The sequence below is a fragment of the Parabacteroides sp. AF27-14 genome, from assembly GCF_003635425.1.
In the GTDB taxonomy this organism is placed as follows: Bacteria; Bacteroidota; Bacteroidia; order Bacteroidales; family Tannerellaceae; genus Parabacteroides; species Parabacteroides distasonis.
The window spans coordinates 190,562-208,278 of the sequence record NZ_QTLZ01000005.1; the positions used below are offsets into that span (position 1 = coordinate 190,562).

The window sequence follows — 17,717 nt, forward strand, 5'->3', positions numbered from 1 at the left end:
AACCGTATAGCGTTTATGTTAACATTTATACTAAAATTAGGGCATATCCAACTGGGGAATAAATCCACAACCAGCCGGGAAAGTCTACACTTAAAAATAAAAATCCCTTCGAATGAAATGCTTTTTCCATCCGAAAGGATTTCACAGATACCAGATCTTCATCTATTATCTTATTGATCAACCGACAACGCTTTCCACAAATTATCGTCCGGTACGGGAGCGACAATTCGCACGTTCTCTTTTGAAACCGGATGGAGAAACTCCGCACTACGTGCGTGCAAGCTAATGCCTCCATCCTTATTGGAACGATCGAAACCATATTTCAGATCTCCCTTGATCGGACATCCCATCTTCGCCAACTGACAGCGGATCTGATGGTGCCGCCCCGTCTTCAAATCGATCTCCAACAGATAATAATTATCCGAATGGGCGATCAATTTATAACGCAGGATGGCTTTCTTGGCATTCGGCCGCTCGGTATCGTAAGCGTAACTCTTATTTTGCTTCTCGTTCCGCACCAGCCAATCCACCAACTCACCCTCATCCTGCGGGGGACGGTTCTTGACGATCGCCCAATACGTCTTGCGCACCTCACCGACACGAAACATCTCGTTCAAGCGAGAGAGGGCCTTGCTCGTCTTGGCGAAAATCACGACCCCGCTCACCGGACGATCCAGACGGTGCGTGACACCGACAAAGACATTCCCGGGCTTGCAATACTTCTCCTTCAGCCATACCTTCAGCATCTCCGAGAGAGGCTTATCCCCCGTCTTGTCGCCTTGCACGATCTCACGGCAGGTCTTATCTACCGCTATAATATGATTATCCTCGTAAATAACCTCCATATTACATGTTCATACCGCCGTCAACCTGAATAACCTGTCCGGATACATAAGAAGACATATCCGAAGCCAAGAAGGTAGCGATATTAGCCACATCCTCGACCGTTCCACCACGGCGCAAAGGAATCTTCTTGCACCACTCGGCACGTACCTCGTCAGACAGCTGAGCGGTCATATCCGTGATGATGAATCCCGGGGCGATAGCGTTCGCACGGATGCCACGAGAACCCAACTCCTGAGCGACAGACTTAGCCAAGCCGATCATACCGGCCTTGGAAGCGGAGTAGTTCGCTTGTCCGGCGTTGCCATGAACACCTACGACAGAAGACATATTGATAATGCTACCCGCACGTTGCTTCATCATGACCGGGGTACAAGCATGGATAAAGTTGAAAGCGGACTTCAAGTTCACGTTCAACACAGCGTCCCATTGTCCCTCGCTCATACGCATCATCAAGCCGTCTTTCGTGATACCGGCGTTGTTCACCAAGATATCGATACGTCCGAAATCCTTCACGATCTCGGCAACGACGTTATGAGTCTCTTCAAAGTTAGCGGCGTTAGAAGCGTATCCTTTCGCCTTCACGCCCAAGGCCTCGATCTCGGCCTGTGTAGCCAAGCCATTCTCATCGATCACTAGATCCGTGAAAGCGATGTTAGCGCCCTCTTGGGCGAACTTCAAGGCGATAGCCTTACCAATACCACGAGCGGCACCTGTTACGACAGCCACTTTACCTTCTAATAGTTTCATATTACTCAAATTTTTTAATATCAATGTTTAATCAAGCAAGCTCCCGTTGAATAGCCACCGCCGAATACCGTGATAGCGATCAAGTCGTCTTTCTTGAAATTCTTATCGTTCTGGGCATATACCAAGGCCGAGCTTACGGAACCCGTATTTCCCAGCTCCTCGATATTGTGCAAAAATTTCTCGTCCGGCAAGTTCAATTGCTTGGCGATATTCGCCATGATACGCATATTCGCCTGATGGCCGATGAAATAAGTAAGGTTATCCAGCGTATAACCGTTCTTCTCCAACAAATGAAGGACATTCTTAGGCATATAGGTACAAGCTTGGATAAATACGTCACGCCCCTCCGGCATCAAGATACCGCCGTCACGAGGACGCAAGTGAACCGCCTCCATCGCTTTCGACAAATGTCCGAGACCTTGCGTGTAGACCTCTACGATCTCAGCGTCGCCCTCACCGATCCGCTCCTTGGAGATAAAGAAAGCGGCGGCGGCATCACCCCATAAATGGCCCGCCTTCGGGTCTGTCTCATTATAATAAGCGGAGTTCTTATCAGCGGAAAGCACCAAAGCCTTGGAAGCCTTCCCCATGGCGAAATATCCCTCCACAACCTCCAAGGCGTTCAAGAAAGAAGAACAAGCCGAGGATAGATATAAAGCTTTCGCGTCAGCGATAGTATACTCATGTTGAACCGTATGCGCGGCCGTCGCAACCGTATCATAGGGAGAATACGAAGCGGAGACGATCAAGTCTACCTCCGTGATATCGTAAGGCAATTTGGGAAGAGCGTCCTTCACGGCCTCAAGGCTCATGGTATTGATATTCTCCCCCTCTTTCGCTTTCGAGCGGGTATGAATTCCCGTCCGTTGCTCAATCCACTCACTTGTCAACCCGCTCAATTCAAGAAAATGTTGGTTATCTACCCGTTCTTCAGGCACATAAAACCCTGTCGCATTAATAAACATTCCTTAGTGTCTTTGATTTACTTAATCTTTATTCCGTTGAATATTAAATTCATCACATTGTCTCTACGTTTAATCCGCTGGCTGATATTATCACCCATGATCCCCCGGATATAGGGCACCTCCAGTCCTTTCAAGGCATGATGGAGCACGAGGGCGGTAATGTCCGTGTCCGGCATGCTGAATACACCTTCCTTCACGCCATCGTCCAATATTCCCTTAATGATCTCCACTTCCCGAAGGTCGAAGCTCTTGCGTACCTTCTCCACCCGCCATATATCACGGAAGAAGGTAGCTCGCAACGTACCGTTCCGAAATACCAACGCCTTTACAGCGTCCAAGCGGCTATAGATAAACGTCAGCAACTTCTCGTCCGCCGGCAGATCCTTGCTGGCCACGTCCACCAGCATCTTATGAAGCTGGTCCAGCTCCGACTCCACTACCGCCAAATAGATCTCGTTCTTGCTTTTAAAGTACGTATAAAGCGTACGTCTCCCCTTACGAGATGCCTGTGCAATATCGTTCATCGTCGTGTTATCAACCCCCATGCGGGCAAACAATTGTCTGGCCACATCCACCAACCTGTCACGTGTTTTAGAAACTGTCATCGGCATTGTATTGCACATTTTGATTAAAACTGTGCGCAAAGTACTTAAAAAAGATCGTATCTACCAAGTATATTAAAAAAAACTTGCAATAAATTTGTTTTGTAAGAAAATATCCCTACCTTTGCACTCGCAATCAAGAAATGATAGCAACTATATCGCGGAGTGGAGCAGTGGTAGCTCGTTGGGCTCATAACCCAAAGGTCGTAAGTTCGAGTCTTGCCTCCGCAACTAAGAAAAGCCTTCCGGTCTGTGACCAGAAGGCTTTTCTTTTTTCGTAACCCAATGGTTTACGGGGTGGGAATCATTGAGTTTTTCCCGTAATCCATTGACTTACGTACCGCAAACCATTCGCTTACGCCCAACAAGTCATAGGCTTACGTCCGGGGGCTCTTATTGGTTTCCCGGACGTAGGTCCTACAGTTCCTATCTCAAGGCAGGCAAGATATATTTCCATATCAAGTTGATCTCGGCCTGCATATCGCCGATATTCGCAGTCATGGCGATTACCGCATCTTGCTCGGGCAATATAATAATGTATTGTCCATTGGCTCCATCGGCACGAACGGCGTTATGGCGGCAACGCCACATCTGGTAACCGTAGCCTTGTAACCAGTCGCTATCTTTCGGCTTCATCTTCAAGTTCTCCGGTCTCATACCGGCGGGCAAAGAGGCTATCTTGGAGGTGGTGGCTTCCTCTATCCAGCTTTCGAGAAGCAATTGCTTATCGTTCCATTTTCCCTTTTGCAGGAAAAACTGACCCATTTTCGCTAGATCCTCGGTCTTGAGATACAAACCCCAACCGCCGCAATTGATGCCTTGGGGACTCTCTTCCCAAGTAGCGCCGACGATACCCAGCGGACGGAACAGACGGGGATAGAGATAATTGATCACCTTCTCACCGGTCACCTTCTGGATGATAGCGGAAAGCATATACGTGCCGAGACTGTTGTATACGAAATAGGTTCCCGGTTTATGTACCAACGGCGCCGAGAGGAAAATCTTTACCCAATCGGCCTTCTCGTTCCCCTTCTGCCGTACTAAAGCGGTGGGATCGACATCGTGGCCGGAGGACATGGTCAATAGGTGACGTATCTCCAGCTCTTTCAAGTAAGGGCTTACCTCGGCCGGTAATTGGTCGGGGAAGAAGGAGATCACCTTGTCCGTGACCTTCAATTTACCCTCCGCGACGGCGAAACCGATAGCCGTAGCCGTAAAGGTCTTGCTAACGGAGTTCAAGACATGCGGCGTATGGCGGTCGCCCTCACCCAGCCATTGCTCCTTTACGACCTTTCCATGCTGGAGGATCATGATACTATGCAAGTCTTGATCCGCCTTTTTCACCGCCCGCAGGTAATTGCCAAACGCCTTATCCAAGGCTTTCGAGGCTTCCGCACGAGGAAGTTCCTTGGTCAGGTCGTTATAGCTGATCAAGTCTATGTTCTTATCCTTCAAGGCTTGCTTCACCTTCGGACTGGTAAAAAGATCGGTCACGCCTTGACGGTCCATCGCCACGTTCTCGTAGCCGATATGCCCGACGGTTTTCATCTCCTCGTTATCCAAGGCCGGGTGATCCAAGAACATATAGCGTTTACCGGGTTCCAGCTTATCCAGCATCCGGATGAAACTGGCCTCCTTCTCGGCCGGGGTCTTGGAGGCTCCATCATACCCGGAATAGGTGAAATCATATTCCTGCATCGCCTCTACCCGATCCACGACCGGCAGATGATATTCCTCGGACAAGCGGCGCATCAGCTTCACCACCTCCGGATCGAAACCGGTCGATCCCATATGGCCGGAGATATGGCTGATCTGGGGAATGTTCTTCAAGGCCATCTCTATCTGGGCCCGGGCCTCTTGCTCGATCTCGGCCAAGCTCCATGTATTCTCCAGAATGGCCAGACCCGGGTAGGCGGGATTCGGAGACATCATCGGCAAGAAATAGCCATTGCTATCGGTCAAGCTGGGACAATGCGTCAGCGGACGCCATTTCACGTTATCCCATTCGCTGGTCAGCGTCAGGTGAAGCCCGACATCTATCCCCGGGTTCTCCCTCAACAGCCGGGCGGCCTCGGGGAACCACGAGGTGACAACCATAACCTCTATACAGGTCTCCACCCCATTCTTATACCCTTCCATACACGCTATATTGGCGGAACGGAACGACCCCATGTCATCCGCACGGATGATCAGGCGGGGATTCGTGGCAGGCTGGCTGAATGCCGGCCACGTAGCGGCGAACAACAGGCAGCCGCAAAGGATTCTTTTTACATTTGAAGTCTTCATGATATTGATAAATAAGTAACATCTTTTCTATACTTGGGGATGGACCACACAAAAGGTGCCGGAAGATTTGCTCACCAACTTATCGTCGCAATAAATCTCGCACTCACAAAAATGTATATTCCGTCCCGCCTTGATCACGGTACCCTTGGCGATCAGCTCATTACCCCAAGCGGCCCGTAAGAAAGACATTTTCAACTCTGCCGTCAGCACGTCTTTCTCCAGCGGGGTCATCGTATAGGCGGCGAAACCGGCGATCGTATCCGCCAAAGCAGCCAAGACACCCCCATGCGTCACGCCGCTATATTGTCTCTGCTCGTCATGCAAGGGCATATGCGCCTCTACACGACCTTCCTCGATAACCGTGAAGTCGATCCCCAGAAAATTCACATAAGGATTCGTCTTCGCACGGTTAATCAACTTTTCTTTTATTCTCTCATCCATATCTTTTCCTTTAACGAACCGTTATCTTACAATCATCCAGATTATCGATAATGGCGAGGCTCTCCACACGTATGCCCTTTTCACGCAGCAGGTTCCCGCCATCTTGAAACGCCTTCTCGATAATAAAACCCATACCCTCGATCACGGCTCCCGATTGCTCCGCCAACTCGACCATTCCCATGGCGGCGTTTCCGTAAGCCAAGAAATCATCGATAAACAGGATATGATCCTCCGGGGTTAAGAAGTTATTGCTGATACATACCGTATAGTCACGATCCTTCGTGAAGGAATGGACCACGGTAGAGAGCATGTTCTCCATCGTCTTCGGTTTCTTCTTCTTTACGAAGACCACCGGCAACTGCATGATATAACCCACCATAATGGCCGGGGCGATACCGCTCGCCTCGATGGTCACGATCTTGTTTATCTTACGATCTTGAAAACGACGGATAAATTCCTCGGCGATCTTATACATCAACATCGGGTCCATTTGATGGTTGATAAAACTATCCACTTTAAGGATACCGCCGGGATAACAGCGGCCGTCTTGCAAGATGCGTTGCTTCAATAATTCCATAATTTGTTATTCTGTTTGATCTTCTTTTACACGTATAAATAAATTCGCCAGAATGGCCGTCAAGCCACCCGTCGTAATACCGGAGGAGAAAATGCCACGGATCACTTGAGGAGCGGCCCCTAGAATATCCGGCATCAGCTCCACCCCCAACCCCAAGGACAAACTAACCGCCAACACCAACGTGGCCTTCCGGTTGATATCTTGGGCGGCGATAATACGGATACCTGCTGCCGCCACCGTACCGAACATCAGCAGGGTAGCTCCTCCCAGCACCGGATCGGGCATCAAGGAGAAGATAACGCCGACAACCGGGAATAATCCCAACAGGATCAGCATACCCGCGATATAATACCCCACGTACCGGCTGGCGACTCCCGTCAGCTGGATGATCCCGTTATTCTGGGCGAAGATAGAGTTCGGGAAAGAGTTGAAAATTCCGGAGATAAACGAGTTCACCCCATCCGCCAGCACCCCGCCGGAGACTCGCCTCAGGTAGCCTTCTCCCTCGATCGATTTCCCCGATATCATCGAGTTGGCGGTAATATCCCCCGTAGCCTCGATCGCCGTGATCAGATAGATCAATGCGATCGCCACGAATGAAGAGATATTAAAATCCAATCCATATTTGAAGGGAACCGGGATATTAAACCCTCTCAGGTTTTGCGAGGAGACAGCCTCCATATCCACCATCCCCATGGCGAAAGCGATCGCGTAACCGATACACAACCCTAGCACGATGGAACTCATCCGCAAATACTTGTTCTTACAACGATTGAAGAACAAGACACTCAACAAGACGCACACAGCTACTCCGACATTACGCAAACTACCGAACGTACCGTTATCCATAGCCGTATACCCCCCGCCGCAAGCGACCACTCCTACCTTGATCAAGCTCAAGCCGATGAGCAACACCACGATACCCGATACCAAGGGAGTAATCACCGAGCGCAGATACTTAAAAGTACGGCTCACGATCATCTCTACCGGAGAGGCGGCGATACAAACGCCGAAAATAAGGGGAAGCCCTCCCGCCAGGCCAGCCGTGATAATCGGGCCGATAAACGAGAAGCTGGTTCCTTGGATACATAGCAGCCCCGCCCCGACCGGTCCTAATTTACGACATTGAACGAATGTGGATACCCCGGAGGCGAATAGGGCCATGGAAACCAAGAAACCGGTCGTCTCCAGATCCAGTTTCAGCGCCCCGGCGATAATCAAGGGAGGTGTTATGATCGCAACGAAAATAGCCAGCAGATGTTGGATGGCGGCAAAAAGCGTCTCTTTCAAAGGCGGACGGTCATCGATCCCGTAAATCAAATCCGTATTCATCCTGTCTCTTATAATTTCAAGTCTAATAAGGTCTCCCCTTTTGCGTTCAACACTCGTACACTCATCTCGTCTCCTTTCTTCCGCAATACCATCACCGTAGCCGAATCGAGCTTATACCCCCCGCCTACGATCACCGGGAAGTTGTTTCCCAACGAGCCTTTCGGGTGGAAGGCGTATTGATGCGTATGGGCGGATATATTCACGTTGAAAGGGGCTTTCGCCAACAGGTTTCCCCAAAGTTCCGGACAAGGCTCATAGGCATCTCCGTTTCCGTAGATAGGGATATGGTTCAATAAAACCCGCTTCGAGGCTTGCTTAAACTCCTTGCCGCTCAATTCTTTCGAGAGGAAATTCACTTGATCTTTCCGGAGACCGGTGAAATCGTTCAGGCCATAATACACCCATGTGCTATCCGGTTTATCCTCGCCGCAATCCAGCATGACGAAACGGGTATCTCCCCAGTTGAACGCCCCATACGTCTTATCGCCCACATAGTCAAACAAGGCACGCAGGCCGATCGAGTAAGCGTTGCGTATCTCGTGGTTGCCTCTAAGGAAGAAAGCGGGTACATGACTGGCGCCCACCTTCCCGCATAAATAAGCCAAATGATACAAAGCTTCTTTCTCATTGGCGGGATCGTCTATACAATCCCCGTTAAATACCACGAAATCATAAGGGATATCACGCACTTGCCCGTATAAGGCGTCTAGGGTCGGGATATGCTTATGCAGGTCGTTAAAGATCAAGGCCGTGAAATCCTTTTGGGATGCGGAAGGGAGCGTGAAGGTGTAGAACGGGGATACCGCCGTCTCGCCAAACTCTTTCTTATAGGCTTGGTAAAGCATGATCTCTTGCGAGCATACCCGGTAGTAATAGGTTTGCCCCGGTCGTAGGTCCGTCAGCCGGATCTTATTATGCAAGCCGTTGCATATCACTTGACCGTCCACGATGGTACGGGCCTTTTTCAGGTTCAGCGTGTCCGTACCGTATTCTACCCAACTATACGTAGGGACATGGGTCTGCCACATCACCGTTATGCCGCCCTCCGTAGGATTTTGGAGATAGGGCGCCGCATAAAAGATCTCTTCCGGCTTAGCCTTCAGACGAACCTCCGTTACGACCGGGCGATGATCCGATGCCACCGCCTCTTCGGGAACCCATGCGGACAAACGGGTAAAGGGCTGTCCATTCTTTACATAACCCGCTATATAGTCCAAACAGCTATCCGGCGTGAAAGCCGGGAATGTAGCCTGTTTAGGATTGCTCAACAACTGGAAATCCTTGCTGATTTCCGTGATAAAGGGGGAATGCGCCGTAGCGTTCCAATCCCCGGCGATAAACAGGGGTTTATGCGCGGAAGCGGCTTCCCGCCGAAGGATCGGCAAGGAAAGCATCCGGTCTTCCGGCGTCAAGGAAAGGTGCGTGCAGCAGAAGATATATCTCTCAAACTCGACCCATAGCAAGCCCCGTTCCTCCTCCCGTCCGGGAAGGGCGATATAGCGGTAGCTCACCGGCTTCTCCTTGCTCAGCATACCTACTCCGTATTTACCGCCATCAAAGTCGATGGCCGGGGCGTAGGTAGGGAACATCAGGGTGCGTTCTCCCAGTGTCCGGAGCACGTCGATCCCGCCGCTTCTTCCGGTCACGCTATCTACCTCCTGTACGGCGACTACATCGGGGGCTACCTTACGTATAGCCTCCGCTATACGCTCGAGGTCCGTCACCTCATCCATGCCCCTTCCGTTGCGGATATTATAGCTCATGATACGCAACGTATTCCGCTCGGCATCGCCGCTTTGCTGTGCCAATGCCTTATTTATGGGCAAGCATCCGATCATAACGATCGCCCAAATAAACCATTTCCTCATAGGATTCGATCTAATGTTTATATTCATTTTATATCTATACCTTAACCGAATATCTCTTTCAATGACTGCTCGAACTCAGCGATATCCTCGCCGGAAGTATCCCAAGAGGTAACGAGACGGGCCTCGTTGATCTCCTCGTTCCACATATAGAAGAAATATTTATCTTGCAGCTTCCTCAACGCCTCGGCAGGGATCGTGAAGAAGAGCTGGTTGGACTCGATCTTCTGCGTAAAATGAATCTCCGGGTATTGTCGTAGCACGTCCGCTAGCTTGGCGGCGCTGATATTCGCTTTCATGGCGTTCTCCAGCCAGAGGTTATTTTCCAGATAAGGGATGAACTGGGCGGAGAGATAACGTAGCTTCGAGGCTAGCTGGGCGGATTGCTTCCGGTAAAATCGCAGGTTCTCCGTGATCTCCGGGCGGAACGAGACCACGGCCTCTCCCATCATCATACCGTTTTTCGTGCCTCCGAAGCTCAAGATATCCACGCCTGCGTCTACAGTCACTTGGCGCATCGTGCAATTCAGGTAAGCGCAGGCGTTCGCCAAGCGGGCTCCGTCCATATGCAGATACATATCGTACGAATGTAAGAGATCGGCGATCGCTTTCACTTCCTCTATCGTATAGATCGTACCTAATTCTGATACTTGGGAGATATAAACGGCCTTGGGTTGCGAATGGTGGCAAACCCCGAAGTTCTTCAGATGGGGACGGATCAATTCCGGTGTCAGCTTACCGTCCGTCGTAGAGATCGTAACGATGGCGCAACCGGTCATCCGTGCGGGAGCACCACATTCGTCTACGTTGATATGGGCGGTCTCGGCGCACAGGATGCTATTAAACGGACGGGTTACGGCTTGCAGGGCCACGGAGTTCGCCCCCGTCCCGTTAAACACGAAAAAAGGAGAAGCATCCTTGCCGAACACTTCTTGTATCTTACTCGTAGCGGCCTCTGTCCAAGGATCATCACCATATCCAACCGCATGATTATCATTTGCCTTGATGATCGCATCCATTACCCGGGGATGCACGCCGGAATTGTTGTCACTAGCGAAACTTCTCATCTTCAAATCTGATTTTTCGCCAAAAGTACGGATTTAAGATGAGAATGAGGATATCTTGAATTGTTTTTATTTCATATCAACGACGTTGACGGATGCACATCTCCAACCGCCCGGGACTTTGTCTGCAATCCCAAACAATCAAGACCTCTATTGTACAAGACTTGATTTCATAAAATAAGGCATAGTTACCAGATAGCACATAACGGATATTCTCATCCTCTGTCTTGATCCCCATACGAGGAGAAGAAAGGATTAAACGCATTATCGCCCTAAACTCTCCTAATAATTTAGTGCTGTACGTTTTACTCTTATTACGTTTATTATAATAGTCAAAAATTTCGGTCATATCATTCAAAGCTGATTGAGACCAAATCAACTTTCGTTTACCCATCGCTCCATATATCTATCCAGTCCTTCATCTTCAATAAAACGCCCCTCCGAGATATCTTCTCGCGCATGCTTTATGGCAACCTTTACTTCCGGCGAGAAGCGAAGGGCTTGCCTTTCCTCCATCCTATCAATCAAGCTCTTGATACGATGTAACAAATCATCATCATTTATGAGACTGAGCCGTTGTATCAATGATAATTTCAATTCCAATGTTCCCATAATCTTCAATCCGATTTAATTTCCCATAGTAAGGTTACAAAGATAAATAGAATAATCCATATCGCACGCTATTTTACCTGAAATTGTTCCGTCGCGTAGAGGGCCTCGCCGGTTTGGGTCAGGCCCTCGATGGTGATGGTGAAATCACCGGTCAGGTCGGAGGTGGTAAAGGGGATGGATATAGAGGACTCGCCGTTTGTCCGGATATCGGGTCGCCAAAGTAAGGTATGGCGGAAATCCGGAACAGGAGATCGCTTCTCGGCCTCTGTCCGGTAAGCGGGCATATAGAAGATGCGCTGGGCTTGCGTGCCCTCATAATCAAAGAACTGGGTGGAGTTATCGACTACCAGACCCGGGTAATTATGCTCATAAGAGGAGAAGGAGGCGATACCGTCGAATATCTGCCCACCGAATACGTACTTACCTTTATACACATCGATCTTCCGGATTTTTAGGGGATCGTACTTAAAAATGATCTCGTGATCGGTGATGGGGATACCATCCAATAAAACCAATGAGTTACCGATCGTATACCCGATCCGCTCCTCGGTCAGGACCGCCAACCGGCGAACCCCATCCATCTTACGGAAACGAAGGCCGGGGATAAACTCGATAACGACTTCCTCCATCGTCGTGAAACGGGTGTACTCATCTAAAAGATAACTCCAATCCGGTTGCCACTGGAACCAAGGCTTCTCCGCTTTTTCCCGAACCAAGGAATCAGACCGGTAAGCATGCAACACCTGTAGCCCCACGCTCCGCTTCACCAACTCATCTTGCCAAGCGGGATTCAATCTCAAGGCGGGAAGCTCCTTCTCCGGATGCGTAGCGTAAGGAGATTCGATGTCCACCCGGTAGCGAGAGGAGGAAGGGGATAAAGCCACCGTCACGATCTCGTGCGTCCCGGATATATGTTTCGTAAAGAAAGTCACCTCCCCGGCAGCGCCCAGTTGCCCCCCGAAAAGGCGGATCTCCCCCCCGGAAAAGCCCAATAAAGGCCTCACCGCCTCCTTAGACGAAGGTTCGCCCGTAGACAGATCGATCACTTTCCCCGTCAGGATCGGCCCCTCGTATTCCGCCAAGAATTTACGATCGGCAGGCGATGATCCCGTAGTAGGCATGCTTTGTTTCCAATCAACGATACCGCTCCGGGCGGAAGGTTTATACAAGTCGATCCCGGCGATAGAGACCGATAGGGTCTGTAGATCCGGGGGCAGGCCGTTTATCCGGATCTCCCCCCCTGAACGGGTATCATAGGTCATACGGTCCGGCGATACGGAAACCGGGCCCTCTCGCCTCGTAAAAGAGTAAGCGGGCAATAAAGTATCCGTCAGCAGGGCCTCATTCGTCACGAAGGTGTTCACCACCGTCAGCGGCTTCTCAAAGAAGACCTCCTCCCCCTCGTTCCGCATATAACGGGTATAGGCAACCAGCCGGTAGTTTCCGGTCGGCAAGGTAGAAGGCAATTGCAGGCAACCATTCCCTACCCCCTTCTCCAGCACGAGTCGGGCTTGCACGACCGCCGAGGCGCTATCCAGAAGCTCCACATATCCCACCTTGCTCACGTCGGACAACCGTTGGTCCAAATCCGTGGCAATGAATTTCATCCATACAAGCTCGCCCGACAGATAAAATTGCTTATCCGTTTGCAGGTAAACCCGCTCTCGCAATTCCCCTGCGAGAACCGTTTGCCCCGCCCATAAGAGGCAGAGGAGCGACAAGATACATTGTTTTATCATAGACTTCTTCATAGCAACTAAATTATAAATGACTGGTAGGCCACCAAGAGGGCTTCTGTTTCGAACCAAAACGGCCGCAATCCATACAACGTTTCAGCGCATACGTATTACTCGCCGCATTCATCGGATTATAGGAAACATATCCGTAATCCGGATTATTATCATATTCCGATCCCTGTACGATCGTGCTTGCGCAGCCCGTAACCTCGGCCTCATATACCTTCTCTATCTCCGGAAAGAAACGCTTGAGGCGAGTCACTGTCGCTACTTCCACGAAACCGATCACCGGAACCTCCGGGTCCGTCACGCAGCGGATATTCCCTTTCATCTCGGAAGGAATAGGGGCAAACAAGCTACCAGACTCCTCTATGTTCTTCTGCAAATTAAAATAGTAGTCGTAAGCCTCCCGGTGCAACGCATATTGTTCCACCTCCGCATGATACAACATCGAGAAACGGCGATCGCTGGGATGATACGAGGCGATACTTTTGTTAGCGATCACGTTCTGCGTCAGCCTATCGGAACTGCCTAGGGAGATCACCTTCGAGCTGTCCTTCCCCCAGCAATAATACCAATTATTCGATGTAAGTAAATCATATATTACGACCGTATTACCCATTTTCTCGGCAGCCATGAAGATCTCCGCCTTCACCTCCCAATTCTCCTTATACATCCAGCGGAAATAAGAGGATCGATCCGGGGCATTATGCGTAGACACACAGAGACGGACCTCCTCTCCCGGCCCCTTCTTCAGCAAGGAGAGAGAGTCGATCGGAGGCGTTATCTCCGGTCCCAGATAGTCCGACTCATACTCCAGCCCATCCAGCGAGATATGTAGCCGGTACCGGCTACCCGGGTCCAGCTCTCCCATATCCACCTTATACTCTCCCTTCCCGGAAGAATTAGCGCAAGTGAAAACAGCTCCATCCTCACGCTCCACCACCACCTTGGCGTTATTCACGAACTCATCCTCCGTGAAATCGTCGGTCAGGCCCACGCTTCTCCGGAGCTTTATCGTAGTCTCGCCATTCGTGATGATACCATCCACGACCAACAAATCCCGTACCTGCTCCAAACCCTTCGGCTCGTAATCCGTGACACAGGCGGACAATAACAACAGCAAAGCCCCCAGCCACCAATGAAAGCCTTTTATAGAATCTTTTATCTTCGCTTCTTTCCTCATCTCAACTCCCCCCTAAAATTTAATATTATAAGAGACAAACGGGATAGGCACCCCGAATATCGCCATCTTATATCCCTTTAATTTCCCGTTCTCCGATATATAATACACCGAGTAGGCGTTCTTTCGCCCCGTCAGGTTATAGACTCCGAAGGAGATCGTGCTATGCGTAAGCAACGTCAGGTGGTGGCTCGGCTCGATGTTGAACGAGGCGTCCATCCGGAAAAAGTCCGGGATGCGGTATTGATTACGGTCGGAATAATAGACAAACTCACCGCCCCCGTAATGATACTTCGATACCGGCAAGGTGATCGGCCGTCCCGTGCTATAGTCGCAATTCAGCGAGAAGCTGAAACGATGCGTGAACTTATAGTTACCCACGAACTTCAAGTCGTGCGGCTTATCGAAATCGGCGGCGTACCAATCCCCATTGTTCACGGGAGTGACGATCATCGGATCGTTCTGCCGCAGTTGCGTGCGAGAGTAGGTATAGCTTACCCAGCCGTTCAACTTTCCTTGCGTTTTCTTCACCATCAGCTCCACGCCATAGGCACGCCCCTCGGTCCTCAGCACGTCCGTCTCGATGTGGTGGTTCATCAGCAGCTCGGCGCCGTTCCGGTAATCTAGGTAATCCTTCATCGTCTTGTAATATCCCTCCAAGGAGACCTCGATCGTATTGTTCAAGAAATTCCGGTATAGCCCGGCGGCCACTTGCATACCCGTCTGCGGCTTGATGTTAGCGTCGCTCAACTTCCACGTATCCGTGGGCGACATGATCGTCGTATTGGATAGCTTATGGATATTCTGGCGCATCGTATTAAAGCCGGCCTTCACGGAGAAGTCCTCGGTAAAGGCATAACGGGCGGACACCCGGAACTCCGGCCCGTGGTAAGTCTTGAACGCCCCGGTCTTATCCACCGTACCCGTCACGGTAGCCAAGGAAGGCAGTTGGTCGTCGGCATAGAGATTATAGGTACGGGGCCCCAATACGTTAAACATGGAATAACGGACCCCCACGTTCAAGGAGAGTTGGGAGGTGATATCCCAACGATCGCCCACATAGATAGCGGACTCCACCGCTTTCTCCTTCTCCATCCGGTCCTCCTTCACCAACGACTCCCCTCCATAGGGAAGGTATTTCCCCGGCTCCAAGTCGTAAAACAGCGAGCTGGCACCGAAATCCAGCGTATGCTTATCGCTTAGGTAATGCGTGAAGTCCATCTTCCCGTACATCTGGTCGATACGGAAAGCGAGGGAATAAGCATTCACCGGGTTATCCGTATTACGGGTATTGTAGCCATAATGGTCGTAGCCGGCGGTGAGGACCCCCGTGAAACGATCCGAGAAGATATGCCTCCATTTCACCGAGGCGTTGGCGTTCTCGTAGGCATACCGCTCATCCGCGTTAAAGCGGAAACGGTCGTGGCTGTAGTAGCCATTCAGATAGAGGTTGTTCCGCTCGTCGAACTTATGGTTAATCGTGGCGTTCAGGTCGTAGAACCCGGCGTTGCCATCCTTATAGCCGCTCTTCTCGGGGAGTTTCTTCAAGATCCAGTCCGAGTAAGTGGTACGTCCACCCACGATAAAGGAGGTCTTCTCGGAGAAGAGAGGCCCCTCCAAGGTAAGGCGGCTGGTTAGCAAGCCGATGCTCGCCGATCCCTTGAACTCCTTTTTGTTACCCTCCCGGCTGTTGATGTCGAGTACCGAGGAGATACGTCCGCCATACTTGGCGGGGATGCTGCTCTTGTACAGCTCCATGTCCTTCACCACGTCGGGGTTGAAGACGGAGAAGAAGCCGAACAGGTGGGTCGGGTTATAGACCGTCCCGTCGTTGAAGAGGATCAAGTTCTGGTCCGTCGCCCCGCCCCTCACGTTAAAGCCGCTAGAGGCCTCGCCCACCGCCTTCACGCCGGGGAGCGACATGACTACCTTCATGATATCCACCTCACCGAACGCCATCGGGATATTCTTTATATCCTTCACCTTCAGGCGTTCCACGCCCATCGTCGTATTCCGCACGTTGGCGATCTTCTCGGAGGAGATCGTGACCTCCTTCAAGGTGTAGACCTGTTCCTCCAGCTCGATATCCAGCTTGCCGTCGGAATGGAGCATGATCTGCCGCCGGGTGTCCTTCATGCCCATGCCTTGTATGTACAGCTCGTGTCGTCCGGGAGGGAGGCGCAGCGTATAATAGCCGTAAGCGTCGGTAGTAGCCCCGATCATCGGGTCCTTCACGAATACGGCCACGCCCACCATCGGCTCACCGGTCTTGAAATCGCTGATATTACCGGTCACCGTGACCCGGTCCGCCGCCTTGCCCGAGGCGTCGCCGATCTCGTAGACCTTGTTCTCCGAGGTAGCCTTCTGCTGCTTCCGGCCCGCCATCAGGGAGATACCGGAGCCTTCCTCGTCGCCATCGCCCTCTCTCCGCTTCTCCCGCAGGAAGAAGTTCTCGGGCAGGGAGGTCATCAAGGTGTTATCTCTCAACACAAAGAAGGCGCCGCCATACGAGGATACTTGGAAGGGAGTTCCCTCCAACGCACGCCGCAACGCCACCAAGGGCTCTTCCTTCTCACTGTGTACGCTAACGACCATGGAGTCCGTCTCCAAGGGTTGCCGGTAGACGGGCTGTCCGGTCTGCCGCTCGATAGCGTCGAACACGACATTTAAGGTTACTTGCCGGAAATCCAGATCGACCGTCCGCTGCGCCCTCGCCGTCCAGCCGGACAGCAGGCACATTACCATACCGATATATAGGCTCTTTCTCATGGGATCTCGTTTAACTGTTCATACTGTCTCACCACGGCTACGATGGCTTCCTCGGGAGCGTGCTTGAAATCCAGCTTTCGCCGCTTGATATACCGGGCTAACTCCTTTTTCTTGGACTTGAGGACCTTCAACACGGAGCCCTTGCTCCTCACGGTATAGTAAACGCCCTCCTTCCGGATGTAGTATTTTACGGACTGATCGAAGGATTCATCGAGCTTCATATCTTTTATCGTCTTAGATAATATACAAGACCATTTCCCCAGTACGGTACACTTCCCTTCATACAACCGTAGGTAATAGCCTTCCGGCAGGTTGCCCGACCGCTCGTCCGGATACCTGTAGAAGATATCGTACCCATGAAACTCAGCGTAGTCTACCCGATCGCTCGGCAAGACGATATTATAGCGATTGTCCGGAGAGAGCAGTAATAACTCATTCTTGTACAGGTCTAAGCGCATTTTCACGTCCTTGTAGAGAATGCCTTCGAAGCTAAGATCCCCGGGTACGTATTTCTCGCTCTTCAAATAGGGGTGATTTCTTATCGAGGTGGGATATTTTAATTGCTCCTTCCCATGGTAGATCACGGCTTGGCCGGCGGCGGAAGAGACATAGTCATCCACCGCATCTTGTGCCCTAGCCGTAGCGATAGCCAACGCGCATACGCATAAAAACCCCAGAAGCTTTCTCATAAG

Annotated in this window: 16 protein-coding genes and 1 tRNA gene; 1 reads left to right on the forward strand and 16 read right to left on the reverse strand. The window is 51.0% G+C overall.

Features of this window, described 5'->3' with window-relative positions; genetic code table 11:
• Positions 1 to 170: 170 nt before the first annotated feature.
• The 4 genes from DWY79_RS07825 to DWY79_RS07840 are packed head-to-tail and all read right to left on the reverse strand — an operon-like array spanning position 171 to position 3,169.
• Entirely contained in the window at positions 171 to 845 is a 675-nt protein-coding gene (locus DWY79_RS07825; protein ID WP_122369150.1) for an RluA family pseudouridine synthase, read from the reverse strand.
• 1 nt (position 846) lies between these two features.
• Positions 847 to 1,593 (reverse strand): 3-oxoacyl-[acyl-carrier-protein] reductase, encoded by a 747-nt coding sequence (fabG, locus tag DWY79_RS07830; RefSeq protein ID WP_005855977.1) that lies wholly within the window; start codon positions 1,591 to 1,593, stop codon positions 847 to 849.
• Between the two features lie 20 nt (positions 1,594 to 1,613).
• The gene (locus DWY79_RS07835; protein WP_005868085.1) at positions 1,614 to 2,558 is read right to left on the reverse strand and encodes a 3-oxoacyl-ACP synthase III family protein; all 945 of its coding nucleotides are present in this window, start codon (positions 2,556 to 2,558) and stop codon (positions 1,614 to 1,616) included.
• A gap of 17 nt (positions 2,559 to 2,575) precedes the next feature.
• Complete coding sequence (locus tag DWY79_RS07840) at positions 2,576 to 3,169, reverse strand: TetR/AcrR family transcriptional regulator (RefSeq protein WP_122369151.1); 594 nt, start codon at positions 3,167 to 3,169, stop codon at positions 2,576 to 2,578.
• 150 nt (positions 3,170 to 3,319) lie between these two features.
• Between DWY79_RS07840 and DWY79_RS07845 the strand changes: the two genes are divergently transcribed.
• Positions 3,320 to 3,391 (forward strand) — tRNA-Met (locus DWY79_RS07845).
• A gap of 195 nt (positions 3,392 to 3,586) precedes the next feature.
• On the opposite strand, the gene DWY79_RS07850 is transcribed toward DWY79_RS07845, so the two are convergent.
• From DWY79_RS07850 to DWY79_RS07905, 12 genes are all read right to left on the reverse strand, one after another.
• A complete protein-coding gene (locus DWY79_RS07850; protein ID WP_122369152.1) occupies positions 3,587 to 5,446 on the reverse strand; it encodes a ChbG/HpnK family deacetylase in 1,860 nt (619 codons plus the stop codon).
• A gap of 27 nt (positions 5,447 to 5,473) precedes the next feature.
• On the reverse strand, positions 5,474 to 5,887 hold the full coding sequence (locus tag DWY79_RS07855) for a PaaI family thioesterase (RefSeq protein WP_005855973.1): 414 nt from the start codon (positions 5,885 to 5,887) through the stop codon (positions 5,474 to 5,476).
• Positions 5,888 to 5,897: 10 nt separating this feature from the next.
• Entirely contained in the window at positions 5,898 to 6,464 is a 567-nt protein-coding gene (gene xpt, locus DWY79_RS07860; RefSeq protein WP_005855972.1) for a xanthine phosphoribosyltransferase, read from the reverse strand.
• 6 nt (positions 6,465 to 6,470) lie between these two features.
• Positions 6,471 to 7,796 (reverse strand): nucleobase:cation symporter-2 family protein, encoded by a 1,326-nt coding sequence (locus tag DWY79_RS07865; protein WP_122369153.1) that lies wholly within the window; start codon positions 7,794 to 7,796, stop codon positions 6,471 to 6,473.
• Between the two features lie 8 nt (positions 7,797 to 7,804).
• Positions 7,805 to 9,691: an endonuclease/exonuclease/phosphatase family protein gene (locus tag DWY79_RS07870; protein WP_122369154.1), complete on the reverse strand. Its 1,887-nt coding sequence runs from the start codon at positions 9,689 to 9,691 to the stop codon at positions 7,805 to 7,807.
• A gap of 14 nt (positions 9,692 to 9,705) precedes the next feature.
• Positions 9,706 to 10,728, reverse strand: coding sequence for a low specificity L-threonine aldolase (locus tag DWY79_RS07875; RefSeq protein ID WP_087343797.1), 1,023 nt, complete (start codon positions 10,726 to 10,728; stop codon positions 9,706 to 9,708).
• A gap of 76 nt (positions 10,729 to 10,804) precedes the next feature.
• Positions 10,805 to 11,074, reverse strand: coding sequence for a type II toxin-antitoxin system RelE/ParE family toxin (locus tag DWY79_RS07880; protein ID WP_005868074.1), 270 nt, complete (start codon positions 11,072 to 11,074; stop codon positions 10,805 to 10,807).
• Between the two features lie 26 nt (positions 11,075 to 11,100).
• Positions 11,101 to 11,337, reverse strand: coding sequence for a hypothetical protein (locus DWY79_RS07885; protein ID WP_005868073.1), 237 nt, complete (start codon positions 11,335 to 11,337; stop codon positions 11,101 to 11,103).
• A 68-nt stretch (positions 11,338 to 11,405) separates the two neighbouring features.
• On the reverse strand, positions 11,406 to 13,088 hold the full coding sequence (locus DWY79_RS07890; protein WP_122369155.1) for a hypothetical protein: 1,683 nt from the start codon (positions 13,086 to 13,088) through the stop codon (positions 11,406 to 11,408).
• A gap of 10 nt (positions 13,089 to 13,098) precedes the next feature.
• Complete coding sequence (locus tag DWY79_RS07895; RefSeq protein ID WP_008780321.1) at positions 13,099 to 14,259, reverse strand: DUF4249 domain-containing protein; 1,161 nt, start codon at positions 14,257 to 14,259, stop codon at positions 13,099 to 13,101.
• A 12-nt stretch (positions 14,260 to 14,271) separates the two neighbouring features.
• Positions 14,272 to 17,025 carry a TonB-dependent receptor gene (locus DWY79_RS07900; RefSeq protein WP_122369156.1) on the reverse strand — a complete coding sequence of 918 codons (2,754 nt, stop codon included), beginning with the start codon at positions 17,023 to 17,025 and terminating at the stop codon, positions 14,272 to 14,274.
• Positions 17,022 to 17,714, reverse strand: a complete 693-nt coding sequence (locus tag DWY79_RS07905) for a hypothetical protein (protein ID WP_122369183.1) — start codon at positions 17,712 to 17,714, stop codon at positions 17,022 to 17,024. Before DWY79_RS07905 ends, DWY79_RS07900 begins: the two co-directional genes overlap by 4 nt.
• Between the last annotated feature and the right edge of the window lie 3 nt (positions 17,715 to 17,717).

Excerpts from the sequence above, each read along its gene's own strand:
- DWY79_RS07825 (WP_122369150.1), bottom strand. The coding sequence starts at position 845 with ATGGAGGTTATTTACGAGGATAATCATATTATAGCGGTAGATAAGACC.
- fabG (WP_005855977.1), bottom strand. The coding sequence starts at position 1,593 with ATGAAACTATTAGAAGGTAAAGTGGCTGTCGTAACAGGTGCCGCTCGT.
- DWY79_RS07835 (WP_005868085.1), bottom strand. The coding sequence starts at position 2,558 with ATGTTTATTAATGCGACAGGGTTTTATGTGCCTGAAGAACGGGTAGAT.
- DWY79_RS07840 (WP_122369151.1), bottom strand. The coding sequence starts at position 3,169 with ATGCCGATGACAGTTTCTAAAACACGTGACAGGTTGGTGGATGTGGCC.
- DWY79_RS07850 (WP_122369152.1), bottom strand. The coding sequence starts at position 5,446 with ATGAAGACTTCAAATGTAAAAAGAATCCTTTGCGGCTGCCTGTTGTTC.
- DWY79_RS07855 (WP_005855973.1), bottom strand. The coding sequence starts at position 5,887 with ATGGATGAGAGAATAAAAGAAAAGTTGATTAACCGTGCGAAGACGAAT.
- xpt (WP_005855972.1), bottom strand. The coding sequence starts at position 6,464 with ATGGAATTATTGAAGCAACGCATCTTGCAAGACGGCCGCTGTTATCCC.
- DWY79_RS07865 (WP_122369153.1), bottom strand. The coding sequence starts at position 7,796 with ATGAATACGGATTTGATTTACGGGATCGATGACCGTCCGCCTTTGAAA.
- DWY79_RS07870 (WP_122369154.1), bottom strand. The coding sequence starts at position 9,691 with ATGAATATAAACATTAGATCGAATCCTATGAGGAAATGGTTTATTTGG.
- DWY79_RS07875 (WP_087343797.1), bottom strand. The coding sequence starts at position 10,728 with ATGAGAAGTTTCGCTAGTGACAACAATTCCGGCGTGCATCCCCGGGTA.
- DWY79_RS07880 (WP_005868074.1), bottom strand. The coding sequence starts at position 11,074 with ATGACCGAAATTTTTGACTATTATAATAAACGTAATAAGAGTAAAACG.
- DWY79_RS07885 (WP_005868073.1), bottom strand. The coding sequence starts at position 11,337 with ATGGGAACATTGGAATTGAAATTATCATTGATACAACGGCTCAGTCTC.
- DWY79_RS07890 (WP_122369155.1), bottom strand. The coding sequence starts at position 13,088 with ATGAAGAAGTCTATGATAAAACAATGTATCTTGTCGCTCCTCTGCCTC.
- DWY79_RS07895 (WP_008780321.1), bottom strand. The coding sequence starts at position 14,259 with ATGAGGAAAGAAGCGAAGATAAAAGATTCTATAAAAGGCTTTCATTGG.
- DWY79_RS07900 (WP_122369156.1), bottom strand. The coding sequence starts at position 17,025 with ATGAGAAAGAGCCTATATATCGGTATGGTAATGTGCCTGCTGTCCGGC.
- DWY79_RS07905 (WP_122369183.1), bottom strand. The coding sequence starts at position 17,714 with ATGAGAAAGCTTCTGGGGTTTTTATGCGTATGCGCGTTGGCTATCGCT.